Genomic DNA, 17926 nt, shown 5'->3' on the forward strand with positions numbered 1-17926 from the left:
TTCCGTTTCCTCCGGGCCCGCACGACACGGCGCATCGCTACCGGCCCTGTTAAAAAAACTGCGGTGCGCCGGACAGCGTGCGCCGCTGTCCGGTTTTCGTCAATCGCGCTGCAACACGTAGCGGCCCGGCGCCGGCTCGATCACCGGGAATTGCGCGGAACCGGCCTTCGCGGGCGGCGCCACCTTGCGGCCGCCGTACTCGTCGAGCCATTCGACCCAGGTCGTCCACCAGCTGCCCGGCTGCTCGGTCGCGCCGGCGAACCAGTCGTCCGCGGATTCGGGCAGGTCGCTGTCGTTGACCCAGTAGCTGCGCTTCTTCTTCGCCGGCGGGTTGATCACGCCCGCGATGTGGCCCGACGCGCCGAGCACGAACTTCAGCGGGCCCGTCAGGATCGACGTCGATGCGTAGGCCGTCTGCCACGGCACGATGTGATCCTCGCGCGACCCGTAGATGAAGGTCGGCACGTCGATGCGCGACAGGTCGACGGACTCGCCGCACACGGTCAGCGCGTTCGGCACGCGCAGCTTGTTCTCGAGATAGGTATTGCGCAGGTACCACGCGTACATCGGGCCCGGCAGGCTCGTCGAGTCGCTGTTCCAGTACAGCAGGTCGAACGCGGCAGGCGTGCGGCCTTTCAGATAGTTGTCGACGACGTAGTTCCACACGAGATCGTTCGGCCGCAGGAACGAGAACGTGTTCGCGAACTCGACGCCGCGCATCAGCCCCGGCGCCGCACCGTTCTTGCCGCCGATGGTCTGCTCGCGCATCTGCACGTGCGCCTCGTCGACGAACACGTCGAGAATGCCGGTGTCGGTGAAGTCGAGCATCGCGGTCAGCAGCGTCATCGACGCGGCCGGATGTTCGCCGCGCGCGGCGAGCACCGACAGCGCGGTCGCGAGCATCGTGCCGCCGACGCAGAAGCCGAGCGTGTTGATCTGCTCGCGGCCGCTGATCTGCTGCACGGCGTCGATCGCCGCGAGCAGTCCTTCGTTCATGTAGTCGTCCCACGTCTTGTGCGCGACCGATGCATCGGCGTTGCGCCACGACACGAGGAACACCTGATGGCCGTTCGACAGCGCGTGCGCGACGAGCGAATTCTCGGGCTGCAGGTCGAGGATGTAGAACTTGTTGATGCACGGCGGCACGATCAGCAGCGGCCGCTCGAACACCTTGTCGGTCTTCGGCGTGTACTGGATCAGCTGGATCAGGTCGTTCTCGTAGACGACCGCGCCCGGCGTGCACCCGAGGTTCTTGCCGACCACGAACTGCGATTCGTCGGTCTGCGAAATCTTGCCGCGCTGCATGTCGCCGAGCAGGTTCATCATCCCCTGCCGCAGGCTTTCGCCCTGCGTCTCGAGGATCGACTTCTGGGCATCGGGATTGAGCGCGAGGAAGTTGCTCGGCGCGGCCGCGGCCGTCCATTGCTGGACCGAGAAACGGATGCGCTCGCGCGTCTTCGGATCGGTCTCGAGCGCGTCGGCCAGTTCCTGCAGATAGCGCGCATTGAGCAGATACCACGCCGCCGCGAACGCATGTGCGGGCGAGGCCTTCCACGCATCGCCACTGAAGCGGCGGTCCTTCAGTTCGGGGGACTCGAGCTTCGCGGCGGCCGCCTGCTGCATCAGCGTCACGCAGTCGCGCGCGTAGTCGGCCTGCAACTTCTGGAGCCGTTCGGGCGGAATCGCGGCCACCGGCAGCTTCAGCCCCGCGAACGGCGATGCCAGGTTGCCGAGCCCGCCCAGATCGGGCATCGACGGCATCTGGAACGGAACCGCTGTCGGGAACTGGAATGCGGCGAACGGGTTCGCGGAAGTCGCCGCCGTTGCGGCGCGCGCCGGATCTGCGAAGCCGCGCCACGCGTTCAGCCATGACTCGAACATCTGCTGCATCGGCTGCGCAGCCTGACCGGATCCGGTGCTGCCCGCGGAAGTGCCCGCCTGAGCGGACGTCGACGAATTTTTCGATGCTGTCATTACCTGCCTTACCGGTGATTCGTGAGCGTCAATCGTGAAATCCTGCTCGCGCGCGGCGTGCCGGCTGCGAGCCGGGCCGTCATGCTCTGGAGAGGCGTCTCCAGATTCTGCCGCAGTGCGGTATTTTTATCATTATCGTTTTCCCCATGTGAAGCACCGCGTCAAACCACTGAACATTTCCGCCCGGAGATAATCCGCGCGCAACAGGCGGGACAAGGCTTCCGGCGAAACATGAAACATTTCGATTGACTTGACTTTGCGATTATTCATTCGGTTGTCCATACAACACCGCATTGCCGCCGCAATATCGAGATAACTCCATTTTGCAGCGCAACAAACCGCGCGCGCAAGCGCGCGGCGAGCCGTCAATCGCTCAGCCAGATGGCGGCGGCCATGCGTCCGGTGACGCGGTCGCGCCGGTATGAATAGAAGCGCGCGGGTTCGGCGAACGTACACGCGGTGCCGCCGCTCACGTACGCCACGCCGGCGCGGGCAAGACGCAGGCGCGCAAGCGCAGGGAGGTCGGCGAGGAACTTGCCGGGCGTGCCATCGATCGCGACGAACGCCTGCCGCGTGTCATCATGCTCCGACTGCGGAGCCGTGTCGAGAAACGCATCGCGCACCTCCGCGCCGACTTCGAACGCCTGCGGGCCGATCGCAGGCCCGAGGTACGCATGGACCTGATCGGTCGCGCCGCCCGCGAGCGCGGCGACGCGGGCCGCGGTCTGCTCGACGATGCCGGCCGCGAGCCCGCGCCAGCCCGCATGGGCGACGCCCACGGCCCTGCCCTGCGCGTCGCACAGCAGCACCGGCATGCAATCCGCGACCATCACGACGCAGACCGCACCCGCGCGATCCGTCACGCTCGCGTCGGCCCGCACGGGCGCAGCGGCATCCGCCGCCGCGCCGATCACGTCGTCCGCGCGCACGATCTGCGCGCCGTGCACCTGTTCGAGCCACGCGGCGCGCGACTGGCCCGCCAGCGCGAGCAGCCGCGCGCGATTGGCCGCGACATGGTCCGGATCGTCACCGGTGTGCAGGCCGAGATTCATCCCGCCCGGCAACGCGGCGCCATCCTGCCAGCGCCCGTACGGACCTTCGCTCACGCCGCCGTCGCGCGTGGTGATCAGCGCGCGCACGCGCGGCGACACCTGCCAGTCGGGGCGGATGCAGTCCTGCCATGTCAACGGCGCCACGTTCGTCATCGGCACTCACTCCTCCTCGTCATCCATGTACGGCTCATCGTCGTGATATTCGCCGGCGAAATCGTCATCGTCATAGACGTCGTCGTCGTCGAATTCGTCGTCGCCGTGGCCGAAGCCCAGCGCCGCGACCAGTGCATTCATGTCGTCCGGCAGCGGGCAACGCCACTGCATCGTCTTGCCCGAGACCGGATGCACGAGGCCGAGCCGCCACGCATGCAGCGCCTGCCGTGCGAACCCGTCCGGCAGCGGCGTGACCGAGCGCTTGCCGCGCGCGCGCCCGTAGACGGGGTCGCCGAGCAGCGGGTGCCCGGCATGCGCGCAGTGCACGCGGATCTGATGCGTGCGGCCGGTTTCGAGATCGCACTGGATCGCCGAAACGGGCTGACGTTGCCACACGCATGTGTCAACCGTGCGGAAATGCGTGCGCGCGGGCTTGCCCGACGCGCCGGTGACGACGGCCATGCGCGTGCGCTCGCGCGGATCGCGGCCGATCGGCGCGTCGATCGTGCCTTCCTCGGGCATCGTGCCCCACACGAGCGCGAAATAGCGGCGCTTCACGGTGCGGGCCTGCAGCTGGCGCACGAGATCCGTCTGCGCGGCGAGCGTGCGCGCGACCACCATCAGGCCCGACGTTTCCTTGTCGAGCCGGTGCACGATGCCCGCGCGCGGCAGGCCGGCCGCCGCGTCGCCGTAGCGGTGCAGCAGGCCGTTGAGGATCGTGCCGCTCCAGTTGCCGGCCGCCGGATGCACGACGAGGCCGGCCGGCTTGTTGATCACGACGAGCGCGTCGTCCTCGTAGATCACGTCGAGCGGCACGGGCTCCGGCGTGAACGCGAGCTGCTCCGGCAGCAGGTCGGGCACGAGCGCGATCTTCGCGCCGAGCGGCACCGGCTGGCGGATCTTCGCCGGCGCGCCGTCGATCAGCACGCGCTGCGCCTCGATCCAGCTCTGCAGGCGGCTGCGGGAGAATTCGGGGAACAGCTGGGCGAGCGCCTTGTCGAGGCGTTCGCCGGCGAGCGACAGCGGCACTTCGACGACGCGCGGCGCGTCGTCGCCCGCGGCGGACGGCACGACGGGTGCCTGGATCGCGTCGCCGGGCAGATCGTCATCGAGGGAATCCCCCGACGCAGCGTCGGCGGGCCGATCGCTTGGGCTATAATCTTCGCGATTTGACTTGCCCCGCGGGGCATTCTGCGAACTTGAACGGGTCATTTAGACTGGGTCACCGAGACTTGAAGCTAGGACATGCGAGCATGATGAATTCGACCAAACGTACGGCCAAAACCGTCGCCGCCCGAGCTGCGGCGGTAGCGGCCGCGGCCCTCATCGCCGGCTGCCACGGCTTGCCGCAGAAGCAGGACGAGACGGCGACCTGGTCGAACAACAAATTATACTCAGAGGCCCAGGACGCACTGTCCGGCGGCGACTGGGGCAAGTGCGCGAAATATTTCGAATCGCTGCAAGGCCGCGATCCGTTCGGTCATTTCGCGCAACAGGCGCAGATCAACGTCGCGTACTGCAACTGGAAGGACAACGAACCGGCGGCCGCCGACCAGGCCGTCGACCGCTTCATCCAGCTCCACCCGGATCACCCGGACATTCCGTACGCGTACTACCTGAAGGGGATGATCCACTTCAACGACGATCTCGGCCTGTTCGGTCGCTTCTCCGGCCAGGACATGAGCGAACGCGATCCGCAGGCGCTGCGCGAATCGTACGATGCGTTCAAGGTCGTCGTCGACCGCTACCCGAAGAGCAAGTACGCGCCCGACGCCGCGGCCCGGATGCGCTACATCGTCAACGCGCTCGCGTCGCACGAAGTGCATGCGGCCGACTACTACTACCGGCGCGGCGCGTATGTCGCGGCGATCAACCGCGCGCAGCTCGCGATCAAGGACTACAAGGGTGCACCGGCAATCGAGGACGCGCTGCACATCATGATCCTGTCGTACGGCAAGCTGAACCAGCCGCAGCTCGCGGAAGACACGAAGCGCGTGCTCGCGGGCACGTTCCCGGACAGCCCGTACATCACCGGCCACTCGCGCCCCGGCACGAAGAAGTCGTGGTGGCAGTTCTGAGCGACGCCCGCCGCACCAGCAAAAAACCCGGCCATCGAGCCGGGTTTTTTGTTGGCGTCGCCGCCAGCAGGCGACGCTTTGCTCACGCGCGTTTCTGCGCGCGATGCTCGTCGAAGAAGTCCTGCACGACCGCGATCTCGCGCGTGCGCTTGAACGGCGGCAGGCTCTGCCAGATCCGGCGGCCATAAGGCTTGTCGACGAGCCGCGTGTCGCAGATCATCAGCACGCCGCGATCCGTCTCCGCGCGAATCAGGCGGCCTGCGCCCTGCTTCAGCGTAATCACCGCCTGCGGCAGCTGGTGAACCGCGAACGGGCTCAGGCCCTTCCGGGTCAGCGCATCGAGCCGCGCGGCCAGCACCGGATCGTCCGGCGGCGCGAACGGCAGCTTGTCGATCACGACGAGCGACAGCGCGTCGCCGCGCACGTCCACGCCTTCCCAGAAGCTCTGGCTGCCGACCAGGATTGCGTTCCCGTACGACCGGAAGCGATCGAGCAACTCGGTGCGGCTCGCGTCGCCCTGCACCAGCAGCGGCGTGTTCCAGCCGCGCGACTCGATCACGTCGCGCAGTTTCGATGCGATCCGGTCGACCGCGCGCAGCGTCGTGCACAGCATGAACACACCGCCGCCCGACGCCTCGATCGCCGGCAGCGCGGCGTCGAACACGGCATCGGTAAACGCCGGCGACGACGGCTGCGGCAGGTTGCGCGGCACGTACAGCAGCCCTTGCGTCTGATAGTCGAACGGGCTCGCGAGCGTCATCGAGCGCCGCGAGCTGAGGCCCATCTGCGCCGCGTAGTGCGTGAAGTCGCCGCGCACCGACAGCGTCGCCGACGTGAAGACCCACGCGCGCGGCACGCCGGCGCGCTGCTTCGCGAAGATCGGCGCGACCGACAGCGGCGTTTCGTGCAGCTGCACGGTATGCGCGAACACTTCGACCCAGCGCACCTTCTCGTTCGGGTCGTCGGCCGCGGCCTTGTCGCCGGCCGCCGCGGCATCGGCCTTCGCGGCCGCTTCCGCCGCCCCGGGCGTGACCCAGCCGGCGAGCAGGTCCTGCAATTCGCGGGCGCGCCGCAGGCACGCGCCGAGCGACTCCGCCCGCTCGGCCTGGCCGGCCAGCGCCGACGCGAGCGCATCGAGCGCCGCCTCGAGCCCGTCGAGCGCGCCGAACATCGGATGATCGTCGCCCAGCTGCGCGAGCGACATGCGCACGATCTGGTCGTTCGCGAACGCGAGCCGCAGGTCGCGCGCCGCGCGCTCGAGATCGCCGCCGAGCTTCACCCACTCGACCGCGTCGCGCGCATGGCTGAGGCCTTCGGCGACCGTGTCGCGCGCGAGTTCGAGGATCTGCGTGGTCGACAGCGTCTCGCCGAAGAACAGCGTGGCCGTTTCGGGCAGCTGGTGCGCCTCGTCGAAGATCACCGTGTTCGCGTTCGGCAGCAGTTCGGCCATCCCGGTGTCGCGCAACATGATGTCCGCGAAGAACAGGTGATGGTTGACCACGACGATGTCGGCCTGCTGCGCCTCGCGCCGCGCCTGCATCACGAAGCACTCCTTGTAATGCGGGCACTCCTGGCCGAGACAGTTGTCGCGCGTCGACGTGACCATCGACCACACGGGCGCCGTCTCCGGCACGCTCGCGAGCTCGGCCTTGTCGCCGCTCTTCGTGATCTTCGCGAAACGGACGATTTCCTGCAGATACGCGGTGTCCTGCCGCGACGGCAGCCGGCCGTTGTCGGCGGTGCGCTGCAGGTAGTAATGGCACAGGTAGTTCGAGCGGCCCTTGAGCATCGCGACCGTGACCGGCACCGCGAGCGCGTTGCGCACCGTCGGGATGTCGCGCTGGAACAGCTGGTCCTGCAGGTGCTTCGTGCCGGTCGACACGATCACCTTGCCGCCCCACAGCATCGCGGGCACGAGGTACGCATAGGTCTTGCCGGTGCCGGTGCCGGCCTCGACGATCAGCGTGTTGTCGGCGGTGTCGCCGTCGGCGTCGGCTGCTGCGCCGTCCGCGGCCGATTCGGCGCCCTTGTCGGCCTTGTCGCCGTCGCCCAGGCGACGTGCCGGCCGCTTGCGCGTCTCGAAGATTTCCGGCTCCGGCAACCGGCGCGCGGACGCCTCCATCGCGGACGCGACCGCGCGCGCCATCTCGATCTGCGACTGACGCGGATGATAGCCGTCGAGCGCGCGCGCGAGCAGTCCGCCTTCGCCGAAGATCGTGTCGAGCTCGTCGACACGCTTGCGGCTCAGCTCGAACGTGCCTTCGGGCGCACGAACGCGCCCGGCGGACGACGCGTCACGCCGGGCATCGGGGTTGGCTTCAAGCGGTGAATTCAAGGCAAGCGTTCCTGTGTCCAGCGCCCGGGCGGCGCCGGCGCTTGCCAGGCCGCGCTCAGGCGCGCTTATCCGGTTCCAGCTGCGATTGCAGCAAAATGATTTTGTCCTTGGCCGCCAGCTTTTCCTTCTTCAGCCGGTGCAGCGTAATGTCGTCGATGTCGGAGTGTCCTTCCTTCAGCTCGATTTCCCGAGCGAGCTGCTGGTGCTGCTCCTGCAATGCTGCCAAACGGTTGTGCAATTCCTGCTGCTGTTCCGTGGGACGGTTTTGCATATGCGCCTCCTCATCGAAGCAGCGCGCCGGCTGGCGTGCCGGCACGCATGAGACTGATTCCGGATCAATCCGACACGTTACTGCCCCTGCTGTTGCTTCTGCTTGGCCTTCTCGGCCGCTTCCTGCTGACGCCGCTCGACATCGGCCTTGTGCTGGGCGGCTTCCTTCTGCTTCTGCTCGTAGCGCGCGGCGTTGTCCGAGCGCTCCTGCGCCTTTTGCGCGGCCTGCTGGTGCGCCTCGTCGAGCTTGCGCTGGAAATCCGCCTGCTTCTGGTCGTATGCCTGCCGGTTCGCCGCGCGCTGCGGGCCTTCCGCACCGCGCTGCGCCCGCTTCAGTGCATTCTGCTCCTGCTTGTCGCGGAACGCAGCGGCGTTCGCCGCGTCGTTCGCGGCCCGCTGCGGCGCTTCCGCCGCATTCTGCGCCTGCTTCAGCGCCTGCTGCTCGTCGCGCTGCTGCGCCCGCACCGCGCGCTGTTCGTCGTCGAGCGCGAGCTGCTCCTGGCGGATGCTCGCCCGCTCCTCGCGCATCCGGTCGCGCGCATTGCCGAGACAGTGGTTGACGAAGAACTTGCTGTAGCAGTCGTGCTCCGCCACCGCATAACGATAATCGTTTTCGGCGGAACGCTGATTGAGCACTTTTTGACGGGCGTCAAAATCCTGCGTGGCGGAGGCCGCGATCGGCGCGGCGACGGCGGTGTCAGGCACGGTTGCGCCGGGTGCCTGCGCGTACGCGGCAACCGACCCGGCGGACAAAGCCGCGGCAAGCGCTGCGGCGAGCGCGACGAGAGAAATGCGGGAAGTTGGCAACGTCGTAGGAAAGCTGCGGGACATGTGTCAAATTCTATCACCCCCGGCTGGACGCTCCGCCATTTATGGCAAAATGCCCCGCTTCACTCACCCGCGGCATCTGGTCCGGCGGCCCCGTCTCGCAGCCCGCCGCGCGGTCTGCCGGCCCGCGCCGCGATTTCAGCAGGCAGATCATCCACGACATGACGGAAACCGTAGCACTCAAGATCGTACAGCGCATCGCCACCGAACTGTCCGTCCAGCCGCGCCAGGTCGCGGCGGCCGTGCAACTCCTCGACGAAGGCTCGACCGTTCCGTTCATTGCCCGGTACCGCAAGGAAGTGACCGGCAACCTGGACGACACGCAGCTGCGCCAGCTCGAGGAACGCCTCCTGTATCTGCGCGAGCTCGAGGATCGCCGCGCGGCGATCCTGTCGAGCATCGACGAACAGGGCAAGCTGACCGACGAACTGCGCGCCGCGATCGACGCGGCCGACAGCAAGCAGGTGCTCGAAGACCTCTATCTGCCGTACAAGCCGAAGCGCCGCACGCGTGCGCAGATCGCCCGCGAAGCCGGCCTGGAGCCGCTCGCGCACGCGCTGCTCGCGAATCCGCTGCTCGACCCGCAGACCGAAGCCGCCGCGTACGTCGATGCCGACAAGGGCGTCGCCGACGTGAAGGCCGCGCTCGACGGCGCGCGCGACATCCTGTCCGAGCAGTTCGGCGAAACGGCCGAACTGCTCGGCAAGCTGCGCGACTACCTGCACAGCCAGGGCGTCGTGTCGTCAGCGGTCGTCGAAGGCAAGGAAAACGAGGAAGGCGAGAAGTTCCGCGACTACTACGACTACGCGGAAACGATCCGGACCGTGCCGTCGCACCGCGCGCTCGCGCTGTTCCGCGGCCGCAACGCCGGCGTGCTGACCGTGAAGCTCGGCCTCGGCGAAGAACTCGACGCGCAGGTGCCGCATCCGGGCGAAGCGATGATCGCGCGCCATTTCGGGATCGCGAACCAGGGCCGCCCGGCCGACAAGTGGCTGTCCGACGTGTGCCGCTGGTGCTGGCGGGTGAAGGTGCAGCCGCACATCGAAAACGAATTGCTCACGCAACTGCGCGAAACCGCCGAAGCCGAGGCGATCCGCGTGTTCGCGCGCAACCTGAAGGATCTGCTGCTCGCCGCGCCGGCCGGCCCGAAGGCCGTGATCGGCCTCGACCCCGGCCTGCGCACCGGCGTGAAGGTCGCCGTGGTCGACCGCACCGGCAAGCTGCTCGCGACCGACACGATCTACCCGCACGAGCCGCGCCGCGACTGGGACGGCTCGCTGGCAAAGCTCGCGCGCCTCGCCGCGCAGACGCAGGCCGAGCTGATCAGCATCGGCAACGGCACCGCGTCGCGCGAAACCGACAAGCTCGCGAGCGAGCTGATCTCGAAGCACCCCGAACTGCGGCTGCAGAAGATCGTGGTGTCGGAAGCCGGCGCGTCGGTCTACTCGGCGTCCGAGCTGGCCGCGAAGGAATTCCCGGATCTCGACGTGTCGCTGCGCGGCGCCGTGTCGATCGCACGCCGCCTGCAGGATCCGCTCGCCGAGCTCGTGAAGATCGAGCCGAAGGCGATCGGCGTCGGCCAGTACCAGCACGACGTGAACCAGCGCGAACTCGCCCGCTCGCTCGATGCGGTGGTCGAGGATTGCGTGAACGCGGTCGGCGTCGACGCGAACACCGCGTCGGTCGCGCTGCTGGCGCGCGTATCGGGCCTCAACGCGACGCTCGCGCGCAACATCGTCGACTACCGCGACGCGAACGGGCCGTTCCCGTCGCGCGACCACCTGCGCAAGGTGCCGCGCCTCGGCGACAAGACGTTCGAGCAGGCGGCCGGCTTCCTGCGCATCAACGGCGGCGAGAATCCGCTCGATCGCTCGTCGGTGCACCCGGAAGCGTATCCGGTCGTCGAACGGATCCTCGCGAAGATCAGCAAGCGGATCGACGACGTGCTCGGCAGCCGCGACGCGCTGTCCGGCCTGTCGCCGGCCGAATTCGTCGACGAACGTTTCGGGCTGCCGACCGTGCGCGACATCCTCGCCGAACTGGAAAAACCGGGTCGCGACCCGCGCCCCGAATTCAAGACCGCCACGTTCCGCGACGGCGTCGAGAAAGTGTCCGACCTGATGCCGGGCATGCTGCTCGAAGGCGTCGTGACGAACGTCGCGGCATTCGGCGCGTTCGTGGACATCGGCGTGCACCAGGACGGCCTCGTCCACGTGTCCGCGATGTCGACGAAGTTCATCAAGGATCCGCACGAAGTCGTGAAGGCCGGCCAGGTCGTCAAGGTCAAGGTGCTCGACGTCGACGTGAAGCGCCAGCGCATTGCGCTGACGATGCGCCTCGACGACGACGCGGCCGCGCCGGGCATGGCGCCGCGCGGCGGCCAGGATCGCGGCAACGCCGGCCGCGGCGCGGCACGCCCGCAGCGTTCGCGCGAGCCGGAACCGGCCGGCGCGATGGCCGCGGCGTTCGCGAAGCTCAAGCGCTGAGCGCTCGACGCGTCGGCGCCGTACAAAAAAACCCGCCGAAAGGCGGGTTTTTTTCATGGCTGCGGCGAATGCGCCGCCGAAATGGCGTGGGCCGCATGTGCGGCCCTGCACGCGCGCGTCAGATCTCGATCTTGGTGCCCAGCTCGACCACGCGGTTCGCCGGAATCGAGAAGAAGTCGGTCGGCTTCGCCGCGTTCTGATGCATCCACGCGAACACGCGCTCGCGCCAGATCGACATGCCGGGCAGATGCGTCGGCACGACCGTTTCGCGCGCGAGGAAGAACGACGTGTCCATCAGCTCGAACGTCATGTCGTGCGTGCGGCCGAATTCCTCGAGCACGGCCTTCACGTCCGGCGTCTCGTTGAAGCCGTACTGCGCGTTGACGATGTACATGCCGCCGCCCGCATCGCGGGAACTCAGGCGCTTGTCGTCGCGCACGTACGGGATGTCGCGCGTGACGAAGGTCAGGAAGATGGTCCGCTCGTGCAGTACCTTGTTGTGCTTCAGGTTGTGCAGCAGGCTGACGGGCACGAGCTTGTCGTTGCCGGTCAGGTAGATCGCGGTACCCGACACGCGGTGCGGCGGATGCGCGAGCAAGCCCTGCAGGAACGGTTCGAGCGGGATACCGTCGGCCGCCGTGCGCTCCTTGACGATGTGACGGCCCTTGTACCAGGTCATCAGCAGGAAGAACAGCAGCGCGCCGATCCCGAGCGGCAGCCAGCCGCCCTGCGCGACCTTCAGCAGGTTCGCGCCGAAGAAGCCGAGGTCGATCGCGAGAAACACCGCGATGATCGCGCCGACGAGCAGCCGGTTCCAGTTCCACACCTTCACCATCACGACGCACGCGAGCACGGTCGTGATCACCATCGTCGCCGTCACCGCGATACCGTACGCGGCAGCCAGGTTGTCGGAGCTCTTGAAGCCGATCACGATGCAGAGGATCACGAACAGCAGCAGCCAGTTCACGACCGGCACGTAGATCTGGCCGATCGCGAGCTCGGACGTATGCAGCACCTTCATGCGCGGCACGTAGCCGAGCTGGATCGCCTGCGACGTCAGCGAATAGGCGCCGGAAATCACGGCCTGCGACGCGATCACGGTCGCGACCGTCGACAGCACGACGAGCGGCAGCAGCGCCCAGTCCGGCGCCATCAGGAAGAACGGATTCTCGATCGCCTGCGGATTCTGCATCAGCAGCGCGCCCTGGCCGAAGTAGTTCAGTACGAGCGACGGCATCACGAGCCCGTATGCGGCGATGCGGATCGGCTTCGCACCGAAGTGGCCCATGTCCGCATAGAGCGCTTCCGCGCCGGTCAGCACCAGCACGACCGAACCCAGCACGACGTAGGCCTGCAGCAGGTGGTCCGCCATGAACGATGCGGCGTAGTACGGATTGATCGCGGCGACGATGCCCGGCACGCGCAGGATGTGGTACACGCCGAGTGCGGCGATCGCAACGAACCACAGCACCATGATCGGCCCGAACAGCTTGCCGACCGTCGCGGTGCCGTGGCGCTGGATCCAGAACAGCGCGATCAGGATCACGATCGTGATCGGCAGCACGAGGTGCGACAGATGCGGCGTCGCGATCTGCAGGCCTTCGACCGCCGACATCACGGAGATCGCCGGCGTGATCACGGCGTCGCCGTAGAACATGCACGCGCCGAAGATCCCGAGCGCCATCAGCGCGCCCGCGACGCGGGTCTTCGAATCGAGCGGGCGCAGCGACAGCGCCATCAGCGCGAGCACGCCGCCCTCGCCGTTGTTGTCGGCCCGCATCACGAACAGCAGGTATTTGACGCCGACCACGAGGATGATCGCCCAGAACAGCAGCGAGATCACTCCGAGGATCGAACTTTCGGTCAGCGGAATGCCGTGGGCGGGGCTGAACGCCTCCTTCAGCGAATACAGCGGGCTCGTGCCGATGTCGCCGAACACGACGCCGATCGCCGCTATCGCAAGCGAGCGCATCGAATGTTGGTGCGTCGAATGCGCATGGGCAGCGTCGGTCGCCTGGGTCGTGTCGTTCATATGAAGCGTAATAATCGGGTCCGGTTCGGACAAAACGAGCGCTATTCTACTCGCGCCCCCCTGAAACACCGTCCTGCCCTGTTGCCCTGAAACCACGTGATCCACGCCGCGCATGCAATCGTGCACGAGCTGTGGCAGGGCTGCCATCATAGCCGGGGCCGCGCCGTCTGCCTACCGCGTCCGCCCATCGCCGCAGCCGGCCGCGCAAATGAAATCGGCGCCGCAAGCGGCGCCGTGCAAGGCTTTCCTTCGATGGGCCGGCCGCTTACGCGCCCGAGCCGTCGCGCTGCGCGCGGCCGCGCTTGATCCATGCCTCGAGGTTGTGCGGACGGACCGTGTCCCACTCTTCGAACGGCTGATGAATCCACGGATTCGTCGGCAAGTACTGCGTATGATAGTCAGGCTTGACCTTCGAGCAACCCTTGTACCAGAGCACGGCCGAGCGCACGGCCGTGACCGACGGATAGCGCTCCTTCAGATGCTCCTGCACCCGCGCGAGCGTGACGCCCGAATCGACGAGATCGTCGACCAGCAGCACGTTGCCCGCGAGGTTGCCGCGCGTCATCGTGATGTACTGCGCGATGTCGAGCTCGCCCTGCTCGGTACCGGCCGCTTCGCGGTACGAACTCGTCGCGAGGATCGCGAGCGGGACGTCATAGATGCGCGACAGCTGGTCGCCGACGCGCAGGCCGCCGCGCGCGAGGCACAGGATCTGGTCGAACTTCCAGCCCGACTCGTGCACCTGCAGCGCGAGCAGCTCGATCAGACGATGGTATTCGTCCCAGCCCACCCACAGGTTCTTGTCGTCGTTGCGCGGATCGGTCATCAAGTCCGCCGCCGTCATCGTGATTTGCTGCGTCATGCTGAAAATTTAAACCTTGAACGGATGGCGGAGCAGGATCGTTTCGTCGCGGTCCGGGCCCGTCGAAACCATGTCGACCGGCACGCCGGCCACTTCCTGGACACGGGTCAGGTAAGCCTGTGCGTTCGCCGGCAGCGCGTCCCACGTCTTGATGCCGACGGTGCTTTCCTTCCAGCCGGCGAACGTTTCGTACACCGGTTCGCAACGCGCGACGTCGACCGCGCCGCGCGGCAGGATGTCGACGTCCTTGCCGTCGACCTTGTAGCCGACGCACAGCTTCACTTCATCGAGACCGTCGAGCACGTCGAGCTTCGTCATGCACAGGCCCGACACGCCGTTGATCTGGATCGAGCGGCGCAGTGCCGCGGCATCGAGCCAGCCGGTGCGGCGCGGACGGCCGGTGACCGAGCCGAATTCCTTGCCGACGTTCGCGAGCGTGACGCCCACTTGGTCCTGACGCTGCGGGTTGTCCGCATCGTACAGTTCGCTCGGGAACGGACCCGAGCCGACGCGCGTGCAGTACGCCTTCGTGATGCCGAGGATGTAGTTCAGCTTCTGCGGACCGACGCCGGCGCCGGCCGATGCCGCACCCGCGACGCAGTTGCTCGACGTGACGAACGGATAGGTGCCGTGGTCGATGTCGAGCAGCGTGCCCTGCGCGCCTTCGAACAGCAGGTTCTGGCCGGCATTGTTCGCGTCGTACAGGCGGCGCGACACGTCGGCCACCATCGGCTTCAGCCGATCGGCATAGCCGAGCATCGTGTCGAGCGTGGCCTGGAAATCGACGGCCGCGCCACCCAGGTACTGGGTCAGCACGAAGTTGTGGAAATCGAGGTTCTCGCGCAGGCGGTCGGCGAAGGTCTTCGCGTCGAACAGGTCCTGCACGCGCAGCGCGCGGCGGCCGACCTTGTCTTCGTACGCGGGGCCGATGCCGCGGCCGGTCGTCCCGATCTTGCCCGCGCCCTTGCGCGCTTCGCGCGCCTGGTCGATCGCGATGTGGTACGGCAGGATCAGCGTCGTGGCTTCGGAGATGAACAGGCGGTCGCGCACGTTCACGCCGGCTTCTTCGAGCTCGCCGATTTCCTTGAACAGTGCCTCGGGGGACAGGACGACGCCGTTGCCGATGTAGCAGGCGACGCCTTCACGCATGATGCCCGACGGAATGAGGCGCAAGATGGTTTTCTTGCCGCCGATGATGAGGGTGTGGCCGGCGTTGTGACCGCCCTGGAAACGCACGACGCCCTGAGCGTGGTCCGTCAGCCAGTCGACGATCTTGCCCTTGCCTTCATCACCCCATTGCGTTCCCACGACGACGACGTTGCGCCCGGGAGTCACGTTCACTGCGCTGGCAGACATGTTGATTCGTTAGCTGGTTAAAAACGTATTCTACCTATGTTCGCGGGCGATTCCGAATTTTTCCGTTTCGCTTCAACGATATGCACGTCGAACGACGGCCCGCGAACGCCTGATTAACGGGGTTCGACCACCCATGCGCCGTTACGCTCGACGAGCGAACGGTCGCATGCGAACTCGTCGAGCACGTGGTCGTGCCCCGGCAGCGCCTGGATCACGACCTCGCCCGCATCGCGCAGCGCTGCGACGGCCGCGCTCAGTGCATCGTCCTGTGCCCACGGCGCGAGGATCGCAGTGCCGCGCGCCTCGACCGGCGAAATCCGCGCGAGCTCGCGCAGGTCCAGCGAGAAACCCGTCGCCGGACGCGCGCGACCGTACGCCTGGCCCACGTGGTCGTAGCGGCCGCCGCGCGCGATCGCGTTCGGCACGCCGTCGATGTACGCGGTGAACATCGCGCCGCTGTGGTACGCGTAGCCGCGCAGGTCGGCGAGATCGATCGCGACTTCGGCGCCCTTCGCCTGTGCCGCGAGCTGCGCGAGATCGTCGAGCGCGCGCGTGATCTCCGGCAGCACCGGCAGGCGCGCGCGCGCCTCGTCGAGCACGCTCGCGTCGCCGTACAGCTGCGGCAGTGCACGCAACGCCGCGCGCGTGTCGGCGCCGAGATCGTCGGTCAGTTCGTTCAGCAGCGGCACGTCCTTGCCCGACAGCGCGTCGTACAGCGCTTCGCCGCGCTCGGCCGCCTGCGCGTCGCGCGCGAGCAGCGCCGCGAGCACGCCCGCGTGGCACAGGTCGAGCCGGATCCGCGACAGCCCTGCCAGATGCAGCGCGTCGAGCATCAGCTGCTGGATCTCGAGATCGGCTTCCAGCCCCGCATGGCCGTAGATTTCCGCGCCGATCTGGATCTGCTCGCGCGTCGCGTGCAGGCCACGCGGACGCGTATGCATCACGTGGCCCGCGTAGCAGAGGCGCGTCACGCCCTGACGGTTCAGCAGATGCGCGTCGATGCGTGCGACCTGCGGCGTGATGTCCGCGCGCAGGCCGAGCGTGCGGCCCGACAACTGGTCGACCAGCTTGAAGGTGCGCAGGCGCAGGTCGGCGCCGCCGCTCGTCAGCAGCGACTCGAGGTATTCGAGCAGCGGCGGCATCACCATCTCGTAGCCGTACGAACGGAAGCGGTCGAGCAGCCTGCGGCGCAGCTCCTCGATCTTGCGCGCTTCCGACGGCAGCACGTCGGCGATATTCTCGGGAAGTAACCAGGTCGACATCGGTACGGTCCTACGACGGGAAACAGGGCGCGACACACGCGCCGCGAAATGAATCGGAAATCGGAATCGGGCGGAACGAACGGCGGGTGCGCCGTCCGGTCAAGTGGCGAGCAGCAGCAGGACGAGCCCGAGCGCCATCACGATGAGCCCGCCGATCCGGATATGATGCGGCGGCCGCTCCGCTATTCTACGAAACGTGTCGCGCCAGGCGACGGGAAACACGAAGGGGAACGCCCCCTCGATGATCAGCATCAGTGCTACCGCGAGCAACAACGAGCCAGCCAGATCCATGCGAGCGACGGCGCCGCTCGTCGCGGCGCCCCAAGGTCAGTGTTTGCGGGGAGCGGGAGCCGCCGGTGCGGCACCGCCCGTCGGGCTGCGCATGAAACGGAAGAACTCGCTGTCGGGATCGACGACGATGATGTCGTTGCGCTTGAAGGTACTCCGGTAAGCCTGCAGGCTCGCGTAGAACTGGTAGAACTGCGGATCGCGGCCGAATGCGTCGGCGGCGATCGACGCGGCCTTCGCGTCGCCCTCGCCCTTGATCGTCTGCGCGGACTTGTACGCATTCGCGAGCACCGCCTGCTGCTCGCGTTCCGCGTCGGCCTTGATCTGCTCGACGTCGGCCGCGCCTTCGGCACGCACCTTCGCCGCCTGGTCGCGCAACGCGGCAATCATCCGCTGATACACGGCGTCCGTCTGCGCGGCCGGCAGGTCGACGCGCGTCAGTTGCACGTCGACCACGTCGACGCCGAAGCCCGCTGCCTGCGCGCGCACCGCATCGCGCGCCGCATCCGCGATCTCGCGCTGGCCGCCGAGCGCATCGTCGAGCGCGTGCTTGCCGAACGCGTCGCCGAGGGCTCGCTTCAGCGCGCCGGCCAGCCGGTCGGCCGCGGCCGCCGCGTCGCCGCCCGTCGCCGTGAAGTACTTCATCGGATCGCTGATCCGGTACTTGGCCGCATACGCGACGAGCAGGTCGTGCTTGTCTTCGGTCGCCAGCTGCAGCGGGTCTGACGATTCGAGCGATTGCAGGCGCGTATCGATCAGCGTCGCCGTCTGCAGCGGCGGCGGCAGCTTGAAATGGATGCCGGGGCCCGCGAGCTCGGGCTGCGCACCGTCGCGTCCCGACAGCACGGCCGTATGGCGGGGATCGACGGTCAGCACCGTCGACGATGCCGCGAACGCGGCGATCACGATTGCGACGACGAGCGCAATGATTCGGTTCATGTTCTGCGCTC

At 67.4% G+C, this 17926-nt stretch carries 14 protein-coding genes; 2 read left to right on the top strand and 12 right to left on the bottom strand.

Annotated features, from left to right (window positions below):
* Positions 1-99 precede the first annotated feature (99 nt).
* The 3 genes from phaC to Q3A80_RS00015 all read right to left on the bottom strand — a co-directional run bounded on the left by phaC (position 100) and on the right by Q3A80_RS00015 (position 4391).
* Positions 100-1974, bottom strand: coding sequence for a class I poly(R)-hydroxyalkanoic acid synthase (phaC, locus tag Q3A80_RS00005; protein ID WP_446327123.1), 1875 nt, complete (start codon positions 1972-1974; stop codon positions 100-102).
* Positions 1975-2339: 365 nt separating this feature from the next.
* Positions 2340-3179, bottom strand: coding sequence for a peptidoglycan editing factor PgeF (gene pgeF / locus Q3A80_RS00010; RefSeq protein ID WP_446327124.1), 840 nt, complete (start codon positions 3177-3179; stop codon positions 2340-2342).
* Between the two features lie 6 nt (positions 3180-3185).
* Positions 3186-4391: an RluA family pseudouridine synthase gene (locus tag Q3A80_RS00015; protein ID WP_446327125.1), complete on the bottom strand. Its 1206-nt coding sequence runs from the start codon at positions 4389-4391 to the stop codon at positions 3186-3188.
* A 41-nt stretch (positions 4392-4432) separates the two neighbouring features.
* Here Q3A80_RS00015 and Q3A80_RS00020 point away from each other — a divergent pair, with 41 nt between their 5' ends.
* Positions 4433-5257, top strand: a complete 825-nt coding sequence (locus Q3A80_RS00020; RefSeq protein WP_446327126.1) for an outer membrane protein assembly factor BamD — start codon at positions 4433-4435, stop codon at positions 5255-5257.
* A gap of 82 nt (positions 5258-5339) precedes the next feature.
* On the opposite strand, the gene Q3A80_RS00025 is transcribed toward Q3A80_RS00020, so the two are convergent.
* The 3 genes from Q3A80_RS00025 to Q3A80_RS00035 form a co-directional block, all read right to left on the bottom strand.
* Positions 5340-7592, bottom strand: a complete 2253-nt coding sequence (locus Q3A80_RS00025; RefSeq protein ID WP_446327127.1) for an ATP-dependent DNA helicase — start codon at positions 7590-7592, stop codon at positions 5340-5342.
* 55 nt (positions 7593-7647) lie between these two features.
* Positions 7648-7863 carry a YdcH family protein gene (locus tag Q3A80_RS00030; RefSeq protein WP_006755091.1) on the bottom strand — a complete coding sequence of 72 codons (216 nt, stop codon included), beginning with the start codon at positions 7861-7863 and terminating at the stop codon, positions 7648-7650.
* A 77-nt stretch (positions 7864-7940) separates the two neighbouring features.
* On the bottom strand, positions 7941-8693 hold the full coding sequence (locus Q3A80_RS00035) for a hypothetical protein (RefSeq protein ID WP_446327128.1): 753 nt from the start codon (positions 8691-8693) through the stop codon (positions 7941-7943).
* Positions 8694-8851: 158 nt separating this feature from the next.
* Between Q3A80_RS00035 and Q3A80_RS00040 the strand changes: the two genes are divergently transcribed.
* Complete coding sequence (locus Q3A80_RS00040) at positions 8852-11176, top strand: Tex family protein (protein WP_446327129.1); 2325 nt, start codon at positions 8852-8854, stop codon at positions 11174-11176.
* A 118-nt stretch (positions 11177-11294) separates the two neighbouring features.
* Here Q3A80_RS00040 and Q3A80_RS00045 read toward each other — a convergent pair whose 3' ends face one another.
* The 6 genes from Q3A80_RS00045 to hflC form a co-directional block, all read right to left on the bottom strand.
* The gene (locus Q3A80_RS00045) at positions 11295-13208 is read right to left on the bottom strand and encodes a potassium transporter Kup (RefSeq protein WP_446327130.1); all 1914 of its coding nucleotides are present in this window, start codon (positions 13206-13208) and stop codon (positions 11295-11297) included.
* 265 nt (positions 13209-13473) lie between these two features.
* The gene (locus Q3A80_RS00050) at positions 13474-14070 is read right to left on the bottom strand and encodes a phosphoribosyltransferase (RefSeq protein WP_040144962.1); all 597 of its coding nucleotides are present in this window, start codon (positions 14068-14070) and stop codon (positions 13474-13476) included.
* 9 nt (positions 14071-14079) lie between these two features.
* Complete coding sequence (locus Q3A80_RS00055) at positions 14080-15426, bottom strand: adenylosuccinate synthase (RefSeq protein ID WP_446327131.1); 1347 nt, start codon at positions 15424-15426, stop codon at positions 14080-14082.
* A gap of 113 nt (positions 15427-15539) precedes the next feature.
* Entirely contained in the window at positions 15540-16688 is a 1149-nt protein-coding gene (locus Q3A80_RS00060; RefSeq protein WP_446327132.1) for an ATP phosphoribosyltransferase regulatory subunit, read from the bottom strand.
* Between the two features lie 99 nt (positions 16689-16787).
* On the bottom strand, positions 16788-16979 hold the full coding sequence (locus Q3A80_RS00065) for a DUF2065 domain-containing protein (RefSeq protein WP_009687995.1): 192 nt from the start codon (positions 16977-16979) through the stop codon (positions 16788-16790).
* Positions 16980-17015: 36 nt separating this feature from the next.
* Positions 17016-17915, bottom strand: coding sequence for a protease modulator HflC (hflC, locus tag Q3A80_RS00070; RefSeq protein WP_446327133.1), 900 nt, complete (start codon positions 17913-17915; stop codon positions 17016-17018).
* Between the last annotated feature and the right edge of the window lie 11 nt (positions 17916-17926).

The sequence above is a fragment of the Burkholderia sp. SR8 genome (genome assembly GCF_052851275.1).

What these genes read in the sequence shown, in the direction of transcription:
- phaC (WP_446327123.1), bottom strand. Translation starts at nt 1,974, where the DNA reads ATGACAGCATCGAAAAATTCGTCGACGTCCGCTCAGGCGGGCACTTCC.
- pgeF (WP_446327124.1), bottom strand. Translation starts at nt 3,179, where the DNA reads ATGACGAACGTGGCGCCGTTGACATGGCAGGACTGCATCCGCCCCGAC.
- Q3A80_RS00015 (WP_446327125.1), bottom strand. Translation starts at nt 4,391, where the DNA reads ATGACCCGTTCAAGTTCGCAGAATGCCCCGCGGGGCAAGTCAAATCGC.
- Q3A80_RS00020 (WP_446327126.1), top strand. Translation starts at nt 4,433, where the DNA reads ATGATGAATTCGACCAAACGTACGGCCAAAACCGTCGCCGCCCGAGCT.
- Q3A80_RS00030 (WP_006755091.1), bottom strand. Translation starts at nt 7,863, where the DNA reads ATGCAAAACCGTCCCACGGAACAGCAGCAGGAATTGCACAACCGTTTG.
- Q3A80_RS00035 (WP_446327128.1), bottom strand. Translation starts at nt 8,693, where the DNA reads ATGTCCCGCAGCTTTCCTACGACGTTGCCAACTTCCCGCATTTCTCTC.
- Q3A80_RS00040 (WP_446327129.1), top strand. Translation starts at nt 8,852, where the DNA reads ATGACGGAAACCGTAGCACTCAAGATCGTACAGCGCATCGCCACCGAA.
- Q3A80_RS00045 (WP_446327130.1), bottom strand. Translation starts at nt 13,208, where the DNA reads ATGAACGACACGACCCAGGCGACCGACGCTGCCCATGCGCATTCGACG.
- Q3A80_RS00050 (WP_040144962.1), bottom strand. Translation starts at nt 14,070, where the DNA reads ATGACGCAGCAAATCACGATGACGGCGGCGGACTTGATGACCGATCCG.
- Q3A80_RS00055 (WP_446327131.1), bottom strand. Translation starts at nt 15,426, where the DNA reads ATGTCTGCCAGCGCAGTGAACGTGACTCCCGGGCGCAACGTCGTCGTC.
- Q3A80_RS00060 (WP_446327132.1), bottom strand. Translation starts at nt 16,688, where the DNA reads ATGTCGACCTGGTTACTTCCCGAGAATATCGCCGACGTGCTGCCGTCG.
- Q3A80_RS00065 (WP_009687995.1), bottom strand. Translation starts at nt 16,979, where the DNA reads ATGGATCTGGCTGGCTCGTTGTTGCTCGCGGTAGCACTGATGCTGATC.
- hflC (WP_446327133.1), bottom strand. Translation starts at nt 17,915, where the DNA reads ATGAACCGAATCATTGCGCTCGTCGTCGCAATCGTGATCGCCGCGTTC.